Source organism: Streptomyces chryseus, assembly GCF_014650755.1.
Taxonomy (GTDB): Bacteria; Actinomycetota; Actinomycetes; order Streptomycetales; family Streptomycetaceae; genus Streptomyces; species Streptomyces chryseus.
The window spans coordinates 15164-30096 of sequence record NZ_BMVO01000027.1; the positions used below are offsets into that span (position 1 = coordinate 15164).

The 14933-nt window shown below is 70.3% G+C and carries 11 protein-coding genes and 2 pseudogenes; 9 read left to right on the plus strand and 4 right to left on the minus strand.

Annotated elements, in window-relative coordinates; genetic code table 11:
* Nucleotides 1–550 precede the first annotated feature (550 nt).
* The 5 genes from IE185_RS28165 to IE185_RS28185 all read left to right on the plus strand — a co-directional run bounded on the left by IE185_RS28165 (nucleotide 551) and on the right by IE185_RS28185 (nucleotide 4954).
* A complete protein-coding gene (locus IE185_RS28165) occupies nucleotides 551–1207 on the plus strand; it encodes an RNA polymerase sigma factor (RefSeq protein WP_229843739.1) in 657 nt (218 codons plus the stop codon).
* Complete coding sequence (locus tag IE185_RS28170; protein ID WP_138897658.1) at nucleotides 1200–2138, plus strand: CU044_5270 family protein; 939 nt, start codon at nucleotides 1200–1202, stop codon at nucleotides 2136–2138. Before IE185_RS28165 ends, IE185_RS28170 begins: the two co-directional genes overlap by 8 nt.
* 410 nt (nucleotides 2139–2548) lie before the next feature.
* The gene (locus IE185_RS34060; protein WP_373303765.1) at nucleotides 2549–3598 is read left to right on the plus strand and encodes a GNAT family N-acetyltransferase; all 1050 of its coding nucleotides are present in this window, start codon (nucleotides 2549–2551) and stop codon (nucleotides 3596–3598) included.
* Between the two features lie 19 nt (nucleotides 3599–3617).
* Nucleotides 3618–3797, plus strand: coding sequence for a hypothetical protein (locus IE185_RS28180; protein WP_138897657.1), 180 nt, complete (start codon nucleotides 3618–3620; stop codon nucleotides 3795–3797).
* A gap of 410 nt (nucleotides 3798–4207) precedes the next feature.
* Complete coding sequence (locus IE185_RS28185; RefSeq protein WP_189716273.1) at nucleotides 4208–4954, plus strand: SDR family oxidoreductase; 747 nt, start codon at nucleotides 4208–4210, stop codon at nucleotides 4952–4954.
* A gap of 373 nt (nucleotides 4955–5327) precedes the next feature.
* On the opposite strand, the gene IE185_RS28190 is transcribed toward IE185_RS28185, so the two are convergent.
* Nucleotides 5328–6275, minus strand: coding sequence for a LysR family transcriptional regulator (locus IE185_RS28190; RefSeq protein WP_138898802.1), 948 nt, complete (start codon nucleotides 6273–6275; stop codon nucleotides 5328–5330).
* 95 nt (nucleotides 6276–6370) lie between these two features.
* Here IE185_RS28190 and lpdA point away from each other — a divergent pair, with 95 nt between their 5' ends.
* Both lpdA and IE185_RS34115 read left to right on the plus strand, forming a co-directional pair.
* The gene (lpdA, locus tag IE185_RS28195) at nucleotides 6371–7786 is read left to right on the plus strand and encodes a dihydrolipoyl dehydrogenase (protein WP_189716275.1); all 1416 of its coding nucleotides are present in this window, start codon (nucleotides 6371–6373) and stop codon (nucleotides 7784–7786) included.
* 485 nt (nucleotides 7787–8271) lie between these two features.
* A pseudogene (locus IE185_RS34115) lies at nucleotides 8272–8678 on the plus strand (helix-turn-helix transcriptional regulator); the annotation flags it as partial.
* 240 nt (nucleotides 8679–8918) lie between these two features.
* On the opposite strand, the gene IE185_RS28205 reads toward IE185_RS34115, so the two are convergent.
* The 3 genes from IE185_RS28205 to IE185_RS28215 form a co-directional block, all read right to left on the minus strand.
* Entirely contained in the window at nucleotides 8919–10094 is a 1176-nt protein-coding gene (locus tag IE185_RS28205) for a cytochrome P450 family protein (RefSeq protein ID WP_138898227.1), read from the minus strand.
* Nucleotides 10095–10402: 308 nt separating this feature from the next.
* Nucleotides 10403–11407, minus strand: coding sequence for an MBL fold metallo-hydrolase (locus tag IE185_RS28210; protein ID WP_138898226.1), 1005 nt, complete (start codon nucleotides 11405–11407; stop codon nucleotides 10403–10405).
* An 83-nt stretch (nucleotides 11408–11490) separates the two neighbouring features.
* Entirely contained in the window at nucleotides 11491–12384 is an 894-nt protein-coding gene (locus IE185_RS28215) for a serine hydrolase (protein WP_138898225.1), read from the minus strand.
* 39 nt (nucleotides 12385–12423) lie between these two features.
* On the opposite strand from IE185_RS28215, the gene IE185_RS28220 reads away from it, so the two are divergent.
* Entirely contained in the window at nucleotides 12424–13395 is a 972-nt protein-coding gene (locus tag IE185_RS28220; RefSeq protein WP_167518910.1) for a LysR family transcriptional regulator, read from the plus strand.
* Nucleotides 13396–13915: 520 nt separating this feature from the next.
* Nucleotides 13916–14895, plus strand: a pseudogene (locus IE185_RS28225) (IS5 family transposase).
* Nucleotides 14896–14933 lie beyond the last annotated feature (38 nt).

Sequence of the window (14933 nt, forward strand, 5' to 3'; positions counted from 1 at the left end):
GCCGCATGGCATCCACTGGAGGCGGTGGACCAGTGGGCCTTGCCTGGCCCGCCGCAAGGGCCGCACGTTGGGGCGGCGGGAGATCCGCTCCGTTCCGGAAGGCCTCGCCCTGCCGGGCACCGAGACGGCTGCACGCGTTCTTGCCGGCCTGCGAGACGGGCAGCGCGGTATCACCAGTGGCAACACGGCGCCCCGCCTGTGCATTTCCGGTCGTCGTGCGGCGGCCCTGGGGGGTGCCGGCAGTCGACGCGGTCGAGTACCTGATCGAGGCGAACGGTGTACCAGCACGCAGAGCGCCGATCGAGCCCACGCGAACCGGCTGCTGTGAGGGAATCGACGATGAAAGCGCGGACGGAAGGCGCACCGCAGGCGCGCGCAGATGGGTCAAGTTCGTGCAGCTCACCGCTGTTGACCGCAGTGTTCCGACCTTCTCGCGGGTGTGGCGCGAGGGGGGTGAGCGGTCATGTGGAACTCGGATGTGGACATCGGCGAAGAAGGGGTGTCCGTACCCGCACCGTCGAAGGAACTACATGAATCTCAGAGGCGACCTGTGACCGTCTCGCCGTACGTCGGGACAGGTCGTTCCGATGTAGCTGACGGAACAGCCGGCTCCGATGCCTCGGTCATCGAGCGGTCCTGGAACGACCCGGACGCGTTCGCCGTACTGTTCGACCGCTACGCCGACGACATCCACCGGTACACGGCCCGGCGGCTGGGCACCGAGGCTGCCGACGATCTGATGGCCGACACCTTCGTCATCGCCTTTCAGCAGCGCCGGCGCTACGACCTGTCGAGGGCGCACGCCCTGCCCTGGCTGTACGGGATCGTCACGAACCTCATCGGACGACACAGACGGGCCGAGGCCCGTCGCCTGCGGGCGCTGTCGCGTGTCGCCGTCACAGCTCCGGCCGAGGGGCGTGGCGCGGGTGACGCGATGGCGGACCGGGTGGTGGCGCGGGTCGGCGCCGAGAACACCCGGCGCAGCCTGGCAGCCGCCCTCGCGGGGCTGTCCGCCCGCAACAGGGACGTCCTGCTGCTGATCGCCTGGGGCGATCTCGACTACGCGGAGGCCGCAGACGCCCTGGCCATACCGGTGGGCACTGTGCGCTCACGGCTGCACCGCGCCCGGAACGCACTGCGAGAAGCACTGGGCGGTTCGGATCCCACAACCCTTCGAGACGACCTGGAGGAACCCGATCGTGGATGACCTCACGCGTGTGCGGCAGATGGAAACCGGCACGCCGCCGCTGACCCACGAAGCCCGCTCCGCCGCCCGAGTGCGGTTGCGGAGCGCTATCTCTGCGGAGAAGCGTCCGCGCCGTTGTGCCGCTCTGTCCCGGCGATTGGTGTTGCGGGTGGCGGTTGCCGCGACGGTTGCCGCGGTGGCGGGAACCGCTGTCGTTACCACGAGAGGCGGCGAGGACGCGTCTCGGATGACCACGCTCAGTGCGGCGCAGGTGCTGCACCGGGCCGCGGACAGGTCCCGGTCCGACAGCGCCGGGCTGCCGGTCCCACGCGACGACCAGTACTTCTACACCAGGACGTTCATCACGCAAAAGCCCCTTGAGGGCGGTAGGACCAAGACGTGGACGGACGAGAGTTGGCTGTCGGTGGACGGCTCCAAGCCCTCGAAGCGCCAGCAACACGGCAAAATCCACAACGACCCCCCTCGGAGCAAGCACGAACGGTTGTGGCCGCCCACCGTGTACTCGGATCTCAAGAAGCTGCCGACCGACCCGGAGAAGCTCCTCGACCTCTTCAGGCATGGCTTCAAGAGCACGCCGGAGAACGACGCCTCCGCGTTCCTCCAAGCCTGCCAGCTGATGAAGGGGCCGCGGGTCATGCCTCCCGGGCTGCAGGCCGCCGCGTTCGAGGCACTCGCGAAGATCCCCGGCGTCAGGCTGGACCACAACCAGGTGGACGTCCTCGGCCGGCCCGGGATCGCGATCTCTCATCCCAAAGCCGCCTTCACGTTCGTGTTCGACCGTGAAACCTACGACTACCTGGGGTTGCGCACGAAAGGCAGCGGCCTCAAACGCGTCAAGGGGGGGTGGGAACAGGACGGCTGGTACTACGAGACCAGGAGTCTGGAAGACCTGGGGGTGGTGGACAGGATCGGCCAGCGCCCCCAGAGCTGACAACCGTGTGAAGCGCGCGTGGCCCGAAGCTCATGGCCCGCCACTCCCTGACGTGCCCGTCGACCGGCACCCGGGCCGCGCGCGGCCACCCAACGGCGTCTTGAGCGTTACGAGTCGGCGATGCCGGGGACCGCGGGAGCGTCCGTAGGAGGTGCATGAGCGTGTCGCTCGCGGACTACTCGCGGAAGAAGCTGGCTGCTCAGCCCATCGGTGCGCGGAGCGCGGTGAGGCAACGCGGCCAGGAGGCGTCACGGTCACTGTCTGCCTGACGACCTGTCTGAGCGGCCTTCCCGCAGCGCCCGGCAGGCTGCAGGCATCCTCAATCTCTCCGGTCTCGGCAGCCAGCTCGGCGGCCGGGTGCTCGCCGAGATCGGAGACGACCGTCAGCGGTTCGTGACGGCTGTGGCCAGATGGCCTACGCCGGTGCCTCCCCCGAGCATCACCGGCGCCGACGCAACGAGCACGCGGACTGGCCCGCCTCCGCCCAGCGCAACCTCGTCAACCGAACGCTCGGCAAGCTCTACCACTGCCTCACGGCCCGCCGACCGTTCGATGAACACGTGGCTCTCCCACTTCAGGCGAAGCCCTCGGTGCGGCAGCTGCATGAGCCGGAGACCGGAGACCGATCACACCGGAGGCCTCACTCCAGGGGCCAGACGTTCCCCGACCGCCAGATTCTCTCGCCAGTACCGGAAGACGGATCCCCGGACGATGTGGACCTGCCCCGCCGCGACCAGTCCGGAGGCGAGGCTTGGTCCGCCGGCGTCGGCCTCGAAGGCGACCAGCCCTCGCGGGCATGCCCCGACGCCTATCTCCCTCTTCTCACGTTATGGCCCGACGAGACGATCATGACGTCTGCCGAGGCCGTAAAGCGGTGGACAGCACTCTCATGCTGGGCGAGCATCTGCGCGATGAACAACGAACTTCCACCCATGGCCAAACGCGTCCGCTTTGTCGAGCTGAACGCGAAGGCGCTGCGGGCGCTTGCCGACGGTGACCTCGCCGGCGGCAGCGCCGAGGCCGGAGTCGCCCTTGACGAACACTTCGTCTGCGACCGGGCCCGCTGGATCTTCGGCTATCGCGCTGACCAGGTCGCCGGGGACCCCTCTGCCGCGCCCTGGGTCACGCGGGTCGCCGTGTCCGACCCGGACGGGTTCGTCGTCGGCGACGCTGGGTTCCACGGGCCGCCGGACGAGGACGGCTTGGTCGAGGTCGGCTACACCGTCGTGCCCGAGTACCGCCGCCAGGGCTATGCCCGCGCCATGCTGGCGGCGCTGCTCACCAGGGCTGCCGCCGAACCCGGTGTCAGGACCGTGCGGGCCACTGTCGGATCCGACAACAATGCCTCCCTGTCCACCATCGCGGGCTTCGGGTTCACGCGTGTCGGCGAGCGGGGGAACGAACGCGACGGGATCGCGCTCGTCTTCGAGGTTTCGGCAGACGCGATTCAGGCCGAGTAGAAGTACGGCCTCGGCGGACATGGTGATGGTGGCGCTGGGGTGCGAGGTGGACATCCCCGGCGGCCATCTCCTTCTCGGCCTGACGGACATTGAGCGGGTTTACCTCAGTCAGATCACGGCGCTGCGCCTGGCCCCGTCCCGCGCGACCGTCGGTGCCATCCTGAGCCATGCCGACTGGACACCCCCGCAACTGAGCTGACGGTAACTGGTGGTCAGCGGACCGCCCGGTGGGGTCAGGATCAGCTCTGGTTGCGCGCGCGTGTCCCGGGACCTCCGCCAAGGGCCGCCCATAGAGCTTCCTGGTGGGCGTGGCGGTTCGGGCGTGGCGGGGGCCTCAGGGTGGCCGAGGTCACGGGCGCCTGCGCCGGGGGTGCACGCGGCGGAGCACCTCATCACTGTTGCGTCCTACGAACTGCGGGACGGCGCCATCGCGCAGGCAGGTCGTTGTGGACCCGGACGAACTCGCCTTCGTGGGCCAGCCCTGGGGGCGTGACCCACGGGTGAGACTGTGGGTACGAGGAGCCTGTCACATCTTTGGGTGCTGGTCGGTTCTCGTCGAAAGACGTGCGTTCCATGGGGAGCGCATGCCCACCGAAGGGGAGAAGTGCGATGACCACGATCCTGGTGACCGGCGGCACCGGAACACTCGGCAGACTCGTCACTGAACGGCTGCGCACGGACGGGCACGAGGTCCGCGTGCTGAGCCGGCACTCGCGGACGTACCCCGTGGATCTGCGTGAGGGTACGGGGCTGGCCGAGGCCGTCGCGGGTGTGGACACCATCGTGCACTGCGCGACCACTCCGCGCGGCGGCGATGAGCTGGCGGCCCGCCATCTGGTCGAGGCGGCCGGCCCGGCCGGGGTGCGGCATCTGGTGTACATCTCGATCGTCGGCGTCGATCAGGTGCCGCTCGGCTATTACCAGAGCAAGCTCGCCGTCGAGAAGCTGATCGAGGAGTCGGGGCTCGGCTGGAGCGTGCTGCGCACGACCCAGTTCCACGACCTGGTGCTGCAGCTCCTGCAGGGCTCGGCGAAGCTGCCTGTCATGCTGCTCCCGGCGGGTGTCGCCGTCCAGCCGATCGAAGTGGCGGAGGTCGCCGCCCGCCTGGCCGAGCTCGCGACCGGGGCGCCCGCGGGGCGGGTGCTTGACCTGGGCGGCCCCGAGGTCCGCAGTTTTCCGGAGCTTGCCCGGGCGTATCTGCGCGCGAGCGGACGGCGCCGTACCCTGCTGAACGTGCGACTGGCCGGCAAGGCCTACCGTGGGTTCCGGGCGGGTGGGCATCTGACGCCGCAGCGGGCCCTGGGCGAGGTCACGTTCGAGCAGTTCCTGGCGGGGAGCCTTCCTGCGCGAGGCTGACGCCTGGGTGGGGGCGCGTACTGGGCGGCGTGGGAGCGTGCCGCCACGGGCTGGGGGACCCCCCCAATGTGAGAGCGGTTCCCCGAGCCGGATTTCGCTGCGGCGCGCGCCCCTGTGCCCACTTGGTCAGCGCGCTGAGGCCCTCCGCGCCTGGACCAATCACTCGACGATGCCGCTGTCCTGGCCCGCATGGAACAGCTGAAACCAGCCTCTGCCGACCCGTCCGGGGCTCTGGCCGTCGTCAGCAGACTGCTCACCGAGGTGAAGGCGTTTAGGCAGCTTGCGACCAGGACAGAGCGACGTGCTGCCGGACGGCCGCCAACTGTCGTGCGACCACCTGGGCCGTCCGGGGTCCCGGACGCTGTACTCCGCGTCACGTTGCCGCGGCGCAGCCCTCGGACGTCTCGTACGCCTGTTCCGGATGATTCCCGGGCTTCCCGTACGGCCACGCTTCACAGAGGAGGCCCGCGAAAGCCGCCGCCGCGCCCGTCAGTTCCACGCGGGAGAAGACGGTCAGGGCGCGCCGCCACGGCGGGTCGACCGGGAGCACCACGCAGTCCTCGCCCACCGCACCGCGCACGACGTGCGATGGCGCGGTGGCGACGCCGACGCCGGCCGCCGCCATGCGCACCGCCGTCGAGGTGTGCTCGGTACGGACCGCCGTGCGTGGTACGAACCCTGCCCTGGCACACGCCCAGTCGAGGAACCGCTGTCCGTCGATCACCGCCTCCATCGCGCACCGCACCCAGGTGCGGTCGGCCAGCTCCGCCAAGTGCACCGCACTGCGCCCCGCGAGAGGGTCGTCGAAGGCGACGACCAGTACGATCTCCTCCTCACCCACCGGCACCACCGGGCCCTGCCACGAGCGCGCCGGGGCCGGCCCGACCGCCAGGTCGGCCACCCCCCGCTCCAGTTGCTCCTCCAGCGCCTCGGTCGTCGCGTACTCGTGCAGCACGAGGGCCACGCCAGGGTGCGCGCGGCGCCATCGGGCGAAGACGTCGGGCAGGATGCCCACGGCCACGGAGTGCACCGTCGCGATGTGCAGCTCGCCGCCCTCCGCCCCGGCGGCTGCCCTGGCGGCCCGCCGGGCCTGGACGGCGCTGCGCACGGCGAGTTCGGCGTGCGGAAGGAAGGCACGGCCCATCACGGTCAGCCGTGCGCCGCGGGGCATGCGTTCCAGCAGCGCGCCACCGACGGACTTTTCCAGTGCCTTGATCTGGTGCGAGAGGGCGGGCTGTGTGACGTGCAGCAGCTCGGCCGCCCGGGTGAAGGACGCCTCCTCGACGACCGTGAGGAAGTACTCCATCTGCCGCAGACTCATCCCGCTCTCCCTTTAGCTCCTATAAACGCTATGCATCGATGTCAGAGGAACATTGCCTTGGACTCATGGTAGGGATGGGTCGCAGGGTTGTGCTCATGACGGAAATCCATGAAGTCGATGTCATCGTGGTCGGTGGGGGCACCGGCGGTTACAGCACCGCCCTGCGCGCCGCGTCCCTCGGCCAGGAAGTCGTCCTGGTGGAGCGCGACAAGGTGGGCGGTACGTGCCTGCACCGTGGTTGCATCCCCAGCAAGGCGATGCTGCACGCCGCCGAGCTCGTCGACGGCATCGCCGAGGCGCGCGAGCGGTGGGGCGTCAAGGCGACCCTGGAGTCTGTGGACTGGCCGGCGCTCGTGGCCACCAGGGACGACATCGTGTCCCGCAACCACAAGGGTGTCGAAGGGCAACTCTCGCACGCCGGCGTCCAAGTGGTGCGCGGAAGTGCGCAGCTGACCGGCCCACGGAACGTACGAGTGACAAGCGGTGGCACCTTTACGGCGCGCCGCGGCGTCGTCCTGGCGACCGGCTCCCGGCCCCGTACCCTGCCGGGGCTGCCCCCGGACGGGAACCGCGTCGTCACCAGCGACGACGCCCTGTTCGCGGCCGGACTGCCAACCTCCGTCCTGGTGCTCGGCGGGGGCGCGATCGGCGTCGAGTACGCCTCGTTTCACCGCTCCATGGGAGCCGAGGTGACCCTCGTCGAGGCCGCGGACCGGCTGCTGCCTCTCGAGGACTTGGACGTGTCACGCCACTTGGCGCGCGGCTTGAAGAGACGCGGCATCGACGTGCAGGTGGGCGCACGGCTGATGGAGGCGACGGTGCTCGACGACGGTGTACGGGCACAGGTCCGCACCTCACGCGGCGAGATCCGCACGGTCGAGGTCGCGCGATTGCTGGTCGCCGTGGGCCGCGCCCCCGTGACCGACGGGCTCGGTCTGGCTGCGGCCGGACTGACCACCGACGAGCGCGGATTCGTCGCTCCTGCCGACTGGTCCCGGCTGGAGACATCCGTACCGGGCATCCACGTGGTCGGTGATCTGCTGCCGCCGCCCTCACCCGGTCTGGCCCACGCCTCCTTCGCCGAAGGCATGTTGGTGGCCGAGACCCTGGCGGGTCTGCCCTCGCCGCCCTTGGACTACGCGGCGGTCCCAAGGGTCACGTACTCCTCGCCGCAGACCGCGTCGGTCGGTCTGACCGAGGCCGGGGCACGGGAACGCGACCACGACGTGATGATCAACACCATGCCCCTGACCGCAGTGGCCAAGGGCATGGTGCACGGCCAGGGCGGCGTGGTGAAGGTGGTCGCCGCGCGCGGTGGGCCGGTGCTCGGTGTCCACCTCGTGGGACCGAATGTCTCCGAGATGATTGCCGAGAGCCAGCTGATCGTCGGCTGGGACGCCGAACCCTCCGACGTCGCCCGCCACATCCACGCCCACCCCACGCTCTCCGAGGCCGTCGGTGAAACCTTCCTCACCCTCGCCGGGCGCGGCTTGCACCAGCAGCAGTCGTAGGGTCGTGAGGCTGAGCGGCGTCCCACACGCCGGTGGGGGCGATCTCGGCCACCAGTCCGCGAAGTCGCGGGGCTGCGGTGGAGGGCACGCTCGACGCCGTCGGCCGGCGAGCTGTTGCGGCCGTCGAGGAACGCCGAGATGAGCGTGGCCAGCGGCTCGGCAGAATCGCGCGGGGCACCGTCGTTGACGATGGCATCGGTGAACTGGGCCCGGATGATCGGCTCGTAACGGAGAGTTCGGCCCGTCGCCCGGGCGATCTTGTCGACGCCTTCGGGTCCACAGGCGGGGGCCCGTCAACTCGTAGCGCTCGCCCACGTGGCCGTCCTCGGTGAGGGCCGCAACCACGACATCGGCGATGTCGTTGGCGTCGATGAACGGGTCGGCGTGGCCGCCGCGGGCAGAGCCAGCCGGGGCGGCGATGGCGTCGCCGGCGCCGGGCCACTCGACCTCGGGGTGGTACATAGGTAGGCCGACTGAACGCCGGCGACGGTCTGCTCGACCTGCTGCTCATCTCGTACTGCGGGTGTGGGCCCGGTACCAGGCCCGAGACCGAGGCTCCGGCCTGGTACCGGGCCCACACCCACCCGGTGGCCGGCGAGGCGCTGCGCCTGTTCCACGAGGACCCGGCGATGGCGCGGGTCGCCGCCGAGGTCGGCGTGTCACGGGCGACGCCGGCCGAGTGCTTCCGCAACGCCGTCGGCACGCCTGCGATGACTTACCTGGCCGAGTGGCGCCTGGCCCTGGCCGCCGACCTGCTGCGCCAATCCGACACCACCTGGAACACCGGGGCCCGGCAGGTCGGCTACGGCAGCGGATTCGCCCTCAGCTCGGCATTCAAGCGGGTGTAGGCATCAGCCCACAGGAGCATCGCAGAGCCGCGTCGGCCCAGTGAGCGCGGGGGCTGACGGTGCCGCTGTCGAGCCCGGAGTCACCGCTGTGCTTCTGGCTCCGGGAGGCATGGCACGGTCCGCCGGCGGCTGGGCCAGCCCCTGAGGTCGCCGGTGCCGATCCGACCAATGTGGCCGGCCCCTGGAGCTTCACCGCCTCCGCCCCCGGCCACCCTGTGTCCTGCGCCCGCTGCGTGACCCTGGGCACCACGACGCTTGGAGAGGGCGCCCCGTCCGCGATCGGGCTACAGCAGCACCGGCAGGGAATCGAGACCGCGCATGAGCCGCGTCTGACGCCACTTGAGATTCTCACTGGGGACCGCGAGCTCGATTTCCGGGAATCGGGTGAGCAGTCCGGTCAGCACGATCTCGCCTTCCGCTCGGGCGAGGGGGGCGCCCAGACATCGGTGGATCCCGTGCCCGAAGGCCAGCTGCGACTTGGCGTTGCGGGTGAGGTCCAGCTGGTCGGGAACAGGGAATTGTGCTGGATCGCGGTTGGCTGCTCCTGGCGCTATGAGGACCGGGACGTCCGCCGGGATCTCGGTCCCGCCGATGACCAGGGCTTCTGTGCTGTAGCGGAAGGTTGCGACGCCTATGGGCGAGTCGAAGCGGAGAAGCTCATCCAGGACGGTGGGTATGAGGCCGGGGTCGTCCCGCAGCCTCGCGAGCGAGTCAGGATGCTGTACCAGTGCGAGGACCGCGTTGCCGATGAAGTTGGTCGTCGTCTCATGGCCGGCGACCAGTAGCAGGACAGCCAGCGAGACCACTTCGTCGCCAGTGAGTTCCCCTGCGGCGCTCCGGACAAGAAGGTGGGAAAGGAGGCTGTCGTCCATCTCCCTTCGCTTCGCTTCGACGAGGTCGGCCATGTAGTCGGCGAGGGCATGGGAAGCGGCATCGATCCGATCGGACTCGCCGGCCGCGAAGAGTCCGTTCGACCATCGCGCCACCATGGTCCGGTCGTCTCCGGGCACACCCAGCAGCTGGCAGATCACCGTGACGGGGAGCGGCACGGCCAGGCCGGCCACGAGGTCGACCTGCTCGCCGGGTGCCCACACGTCGAGAAGGGCGCCGACCACCTCGGTGATGTACGGACGCATACGTGCCACGGCACCGGGAGTGAAGGCCGGTCCTGCGGCCGCGCGCAACCGTGTGTGCCGCGGAGGGTCGGTGGCCAACATGGTCTGGGAGACCGCCGGGTGGAGATTGCGACGCGACGGCTGACCAGTGAAGAAGCGCGCTGTGTCCTTCGACAGCCGAGGGTCGGCGAACGCTTCCCGCGCCTCGGCGTAACCGGTGACGACGTAGCTGTAGCGCCCTTTCGAGCCGGTGGGCACCTTGTGTACGGGCGCTGCGCTACGAAGACGGGTGAACGTCGCGTACGGGTCTTTGAAGAACTGAGGGTCCAGCAGCGGGTCGGTCATGATCCTGACACTGTGCCAGTCGCCGTCGGCTCACCGGCAGTGACGCGCACGATCTCGTTGTCCGCGTAGGCGTCCGCGTAAGCCGCGGCGATCAGGAGGAGCCGCTCGGTCTCCGCCTGCAGGCCGCCTTCGCGGGAAGGAGCGGGCCGAGCCTGCTCCGAGCACGGCGTGCGCCCGCTCTGCTTCACACGAATGGTGCCTTGATCACCGCGGCTCCAACGATCGCTGCTCCCCCGAGGGCGTCTTCCGGGAGTGGTCCGAACGAACCGGCCTGGGCCGCACCGGCCCACCTGCGGCTGGTACGCCGGTCAGGGGTTCGGCCGCATGTCTCCACCGTACGTGGTGCGGTAGTCCGGGACGACGATCCGGCTCGTCGGAGACTCCTGATGGACCTGGGCGGTGAACGCGTCCAGGTCCATCGTCGGGTCGCGGCGCGGGGGTTCGCTCAGCGGCTCCTCGAAGTTGTCCCAGTGGACGGGCACGACGACGCCGGGCCGGCCCAGTGCCCGCAGCAGCCGGGGCACATAGCGGGACGTGGAGTCGCTGGACGGCACCGCGACCATCGCGAGATCGGGGCTCAGGCCCTGCACGGCCCGCTCGGAGAAGTCGCTGGCGCCCGTCAGGAACGCCGAGGGCCCGTCGTTCCCGGCCGTCACCTGGAAGGCGAGCGTGTCGCCCTCCGGCAGGTCGGAGATGGTCCTCGGGGCAGCCTCGGGCGGCGCGTTCAGCGTGCCCGGGGCGAAGTAGGAGTACCGCTTGTTGCGGCTGTGCAGGCTCGATACGACCTCCACCGTGAGCCCGCCGAAGTCCAGCACCTCGCCGCCCTTCACCACCGAGATCTGCCCCGGGTCGACACCGAAGGCGACCAGCAGATGGAAGGTGGTCTCCGTGCCGACGACGCGGGCGCCGGTGGACTTGGCGATGAGGGGCACATCGGCAATGTGGTCCCAGTGGGAGTGGCTGACCAGGACGATCTCGGGGTGGCCGATGTGCTCCCGTACCAGCTCGGGATCGGACCTCAGCTTCGTACCCGGCTTGAAGCCCCCGTCGAACAGGCCGGTCTTGAACCGGGTGAGGTACGGGTCGAAGAGCACCGTACGGCCGCCGACGTCGATGCGCCAGCCGGAGGTGCCCAGCCAGCGCAAGGACACCGAACCGGCCGCCGGGGCCCTGCGGGGTGCCGCCGCAGGGGCGGCGGTCGTGGCGGGAAGCAGCGGGGCGGCCGCGCCGAGCGCGGCGCCGCGCAGCACCGTACGTCGGCCGAACCCCTGGATGCGCCGCTTCGGGCGCTGTGCGTCTGTGTCGTCGCTCATGGCGTCAGGAGATCAGGACGTGGCCCTCGCCGTCCAAGATCAAAATCCTTGGGTCCTCATATGCGGACGCATATGAGCGCACGTCACAGCCCTTTACTTCGCAGGAAGTCGACGGCGATCCGGGCCGTGGCACCGATCGCGGCGTCCACCGCCGGACGCGAGGCGGCCAGCCCCCGCGTACGGGCGAAGACGGAGACCGCGTAGCGGCCGCCGTCGGGGTACCGCACGACTCCCGCCTCCATGTGCAGCCCGGGCAGGGTTCCGGTCTTCGCCGCGACTATTACCTCGTCGGGAAACCCCGACACCAGCCGGTGCCTGAATACCTGACGTGCCATCAGCTCGCGTACGTGGGCGCACGCCTCGGGCGGGCCCGCCTCGTCACGCCAGACGAGACGCAGCAGCCGGGTGATCTCACGGGGCGTGCTGGCGTTGGTCCGCAACGGATCCAGCACGCTCAGCCGTCTCTTGCGATCGTCCGGCAGAGCTGGGTAACGGAGGGCGAACTCCACCTCGTCACGGGCGCCCACCTCGGCGAGCATCGACTCCAGTACGTCACGGGGACCGCCCACGATCCGGGTCCCGGGAAGCCCGAGTTCCCCGGCGAGAAGCCGCACCGTGTCGAGGCCGACCCGTGCCAGCAGCAGATCCGCCGCCGAGTTGTCGCTCACCGAGATCGCGAAGAACGCCAGATCGCGCAGCGACAGCTCGACGTCGTCCGCACAGCCTGCCGTGCCCCAGCCGCCGAGCCGGTCGGCCGCCGTCACCCGCACCCGCTCCCGGGGGTCGAGCTGGCCGGCGGCCACCTGCCGGGCGAACTCCAGGACCAGCAGCACCTTGAAGACCGAGGCGATCACGACCGGCCCGTCCGCGCCGACCGCCACCTCCTGGGTGCCCGGCTCCGTGTCGATGGCGACGGCATGGAGCACCCCCTCGGCACCCGCCCCCGCGAAGACCTCGCGGATCCGTTCCTCGACCATCGGTTCGCCCCTCACGTAAGGTCCTTGGCTGTGGATCTCTTGCGCCACCTGCGTATCTTCGTCGCCGTCGCCGACGAGCTGCACTTCAGCCGGGCCGCCGACCAGCTTGGCATGGCTCAGCCACCCCTCAGCCAGGCGGTACGCAGACTGGAGAAGGACCTCGGCGCCGAGCTGTTCGACCGATCGCACCGCCAGGTCCGGCTGACCGCCGCCGGCATGGTGCTGCTGGACGAGGCCCGCGAACTCCTGGCCCGCGAGGAGCGGTTACGGACGCTGGCCCGCCGCGCCGGGGACGGCGGCCTGGGCACCCTGCGCGCGGGCGTGCCGCCCGACACCACGGTCGCCATGCTCTCCACGCTGCTCTCGGCCTGCGCGGAGCACTCCCCGGGCCTGTCCGTCGATCTCCAGGAGATCACCACCGAGGAACAACTGCGGCTGCTCGCCTCCGGTGGGCTCGATGTCGGCCTCGTCCACCAGCCCGTGGACGCCACCGAACTCCGCCTCGGCGCGGAGGTGTGCGTGGAACTCGGTGTCGTTCTGCCCCGCACCTCACCGCTGGCCCGGCTCCCCGAGGTCGCGCTCGCCGAACTGTCCGGCCACGACCTGGTGCTCTTCCCCCGTGCCCAGGCCGCCGGCTGGTACGACCGGATCCTCGACACCTGCCGCGCCGAGGGCTTCGTGCCGGGCCGCCTCCGGCACGCCTCCAACCCCGAGTTCGTGCTGGCCCTCGTCCACGCGGGCCACGGCATCGCCTTCGACCAGGGGCCGGTGGCCCGCAAGGAGCCCCGCGTCGTCTGGCGGCCGCTGGCCGGCCGCCCCCTCACCCGGCGGACCACCGGGGCCTGGCCCGCCGGCCGGTCCGCCCACCCGGCCGCCCCTCACTTCGCGGAGCTCGCGGCCGACGTGCTCGCCCGCGACCGTACGGCAGCGGCCCCGCGCCGCGACGACGGCCCGCGCCCGCCGGACGGGCCGCCCCGCCCGTGGTCGGTGGTGTACGACGAGTCGAGCTGACGGTTGCCCCCGGCAGGCACGCTCCTTCAACACAGCCACAGCGCGCACCCGGAACGAGCAGCACCCGACCACTGCGGCGGAGGCCCGCGCCCCTACCCGGCCTTCGGGTGGCGAGCCGTATCGCTTCGGTGTTCCAGTGGCGGAACGTGTCGCGGCGATGTCGGTGCGGTTGTCCCGAGCGGTGGCCAGGCTGCGGCGACGAAGCAGCCCGGGAGGTGGGGTGCAGTGATGTAGGCGCCCAGGACGCTTGCCAACCAGGCCGCGCTGGTGTTGACCATCCACGACGGCCCAGACGGCGCCGCCACCTCCGAGGTGCGGGCGGGGGCCGCTGCGATGGCGTAGCGGGCCGGCGGTCCGCAGCCGGGCTCGTCGGCAAGGGTGGTCGGCGTTTGGGCGCGCATGGCCGTGCGCTCTCCTGTACGGATGCCGGGCAGAGGGATGGCTCTAGGGCCTGTGTGATGTCGTGATCATTCTTGGATTCTGTCCTGTTCGAGGGGCGGGATCCGGTAGGACTGTGGTCGTGACGCGCAGGCAACTCACCCATGCCCAGTGGAAGTTCATCGAGCCGTATCTGCCGATCGGTAGGTACGGCCCGTATCCGGAGCGGTTGCGGGAGCAGTTCGAGGGTGTGATCTGGCGGTTCCGGTCCAGTGCCCAGTGGCGGGAGATGCCTGCCGAGTTCGGCCCCTGGGCCACCGTCTACGGACGCTTTCGCGTCTGGCGGGACGCCGGTGTGTTCACCGCCCTGCTGGAAGGCCTGATCGCCGAGGGTGCCCGGGCGGGAAGAACGGACTTGTCGCTGGTCAGTGTGGACTCGACCACGGTCCGTGCCCACCACGACGCCGCAGGGCTCCGCGTCAGCAAGCACCTCATGTCGGCCCTGGAAGAAGCCGCGCAGGAGCAGGAAACAACCCGGCAAAAGGGGGCGGCACGGAGGAACAGAACGGACAGGCCGAGCGCCGGCGCATCCGGCGCCGACGCAAGCTCCGCCTGAAGGAAGCCCTGCTCGGCCGGTCCCGGGGCGGCCTCACCAGCAAGGTTCACCTTGCCGCGGACCGCGGATGCCGTCCCCTCGCGTTCGTCCTGACCTCCGGGCAGGCCGCGGACAGCCCGCAGTTCATCCCCGTGCTCGAGAAGGTGCGGGTCCGTCTGCCGGTCGGCCGTCCCCGCACCAGGCCCGGCGCAGTCGCTGGCGACAAGGCCTACTCATCTCGCGGCAACCGCTCCTACCTGCGCAAACGCAACATCAAAGCGGTCATCCCGGAGAAGAAGGACCAGGCCGCCAACCGGAGGAAGAAGGGCTCACGAGGTGGTCGGCCCGTCGGCCACGACGCCGACCTCTACAAGGAACGGAACACGGTCGAGCGCCTGATCAACAAGCTGAAGGCCTGGCGAGGCATCGCGACCCGCTATGACAAGAGCCCTGACAGCTACCTCGCCGGCCTCCACCTCCGCGCCGCAATGATCTGGATCGACGACCTGATCAAAACCGCCGAATGATCACGACATCACACAGGCCCTAGTGCTGCGGCCCTCTC

Bases quoted from the DNA above. Each gene is read 5' to 3' on its own strand.
- IE185_RS28190 (WP_138898802.1), bottom strand. From the start codon at position 6,275: ATGAGTCTGCGGCAGATGGAGTACTTCCTCACGGTCGTCGAGGAGGCG.
- IE185_RS28205 (WP_138898227.1), bottom strand. From the start codon at position 10,094: ATGACCGACCCGCTGCTGGACCCTCAGTTCTTCAAAGACCCGTACGCG.
- IE185_RS34060 (WP_373303765.1), top strand. From the start codon at position 2,549: ATGGCCTACGCCGGTGCCTCCCCCGAGCATCACCGGCGCCGACGCAAC.
- IE185_RS28180 (WP_138897657.1), top strand. From the start codon at position 3,618: ATGGTGATGGTGGCGCTGGGGTGCGAGGTGGACATCCCCGGCGGCCAT.
- lpdA (WP_189716275.1), top strand. From the start codon at position 6,371: ATGACGGAAATCCATGAAGTCGATGTCATCGTGGTCGGTGGGGGCACC.
- IE185_RS28210 (WP_138898226.1), bottom strand. From the start codon at position 11,407: ATGAGCGACGACACAGACGCACAGCGCCCGAAGCGGCGCATCCAGGGG.
- IE185_RS28215 (WP_138898225.1), bottom strand. From the start codon at position 12,384: ATGGTCGAGGAACGGATCCGCGAGGTCTTCGCGGGGGCGGGTGCCGAG.
- IE185_RS28185 (WP_189716273.1), top strand. From the start codon at position 4,208: ATGACCACGATCCTGGTGACCGGCGGCACCGGAACACTCGGCAGACTC.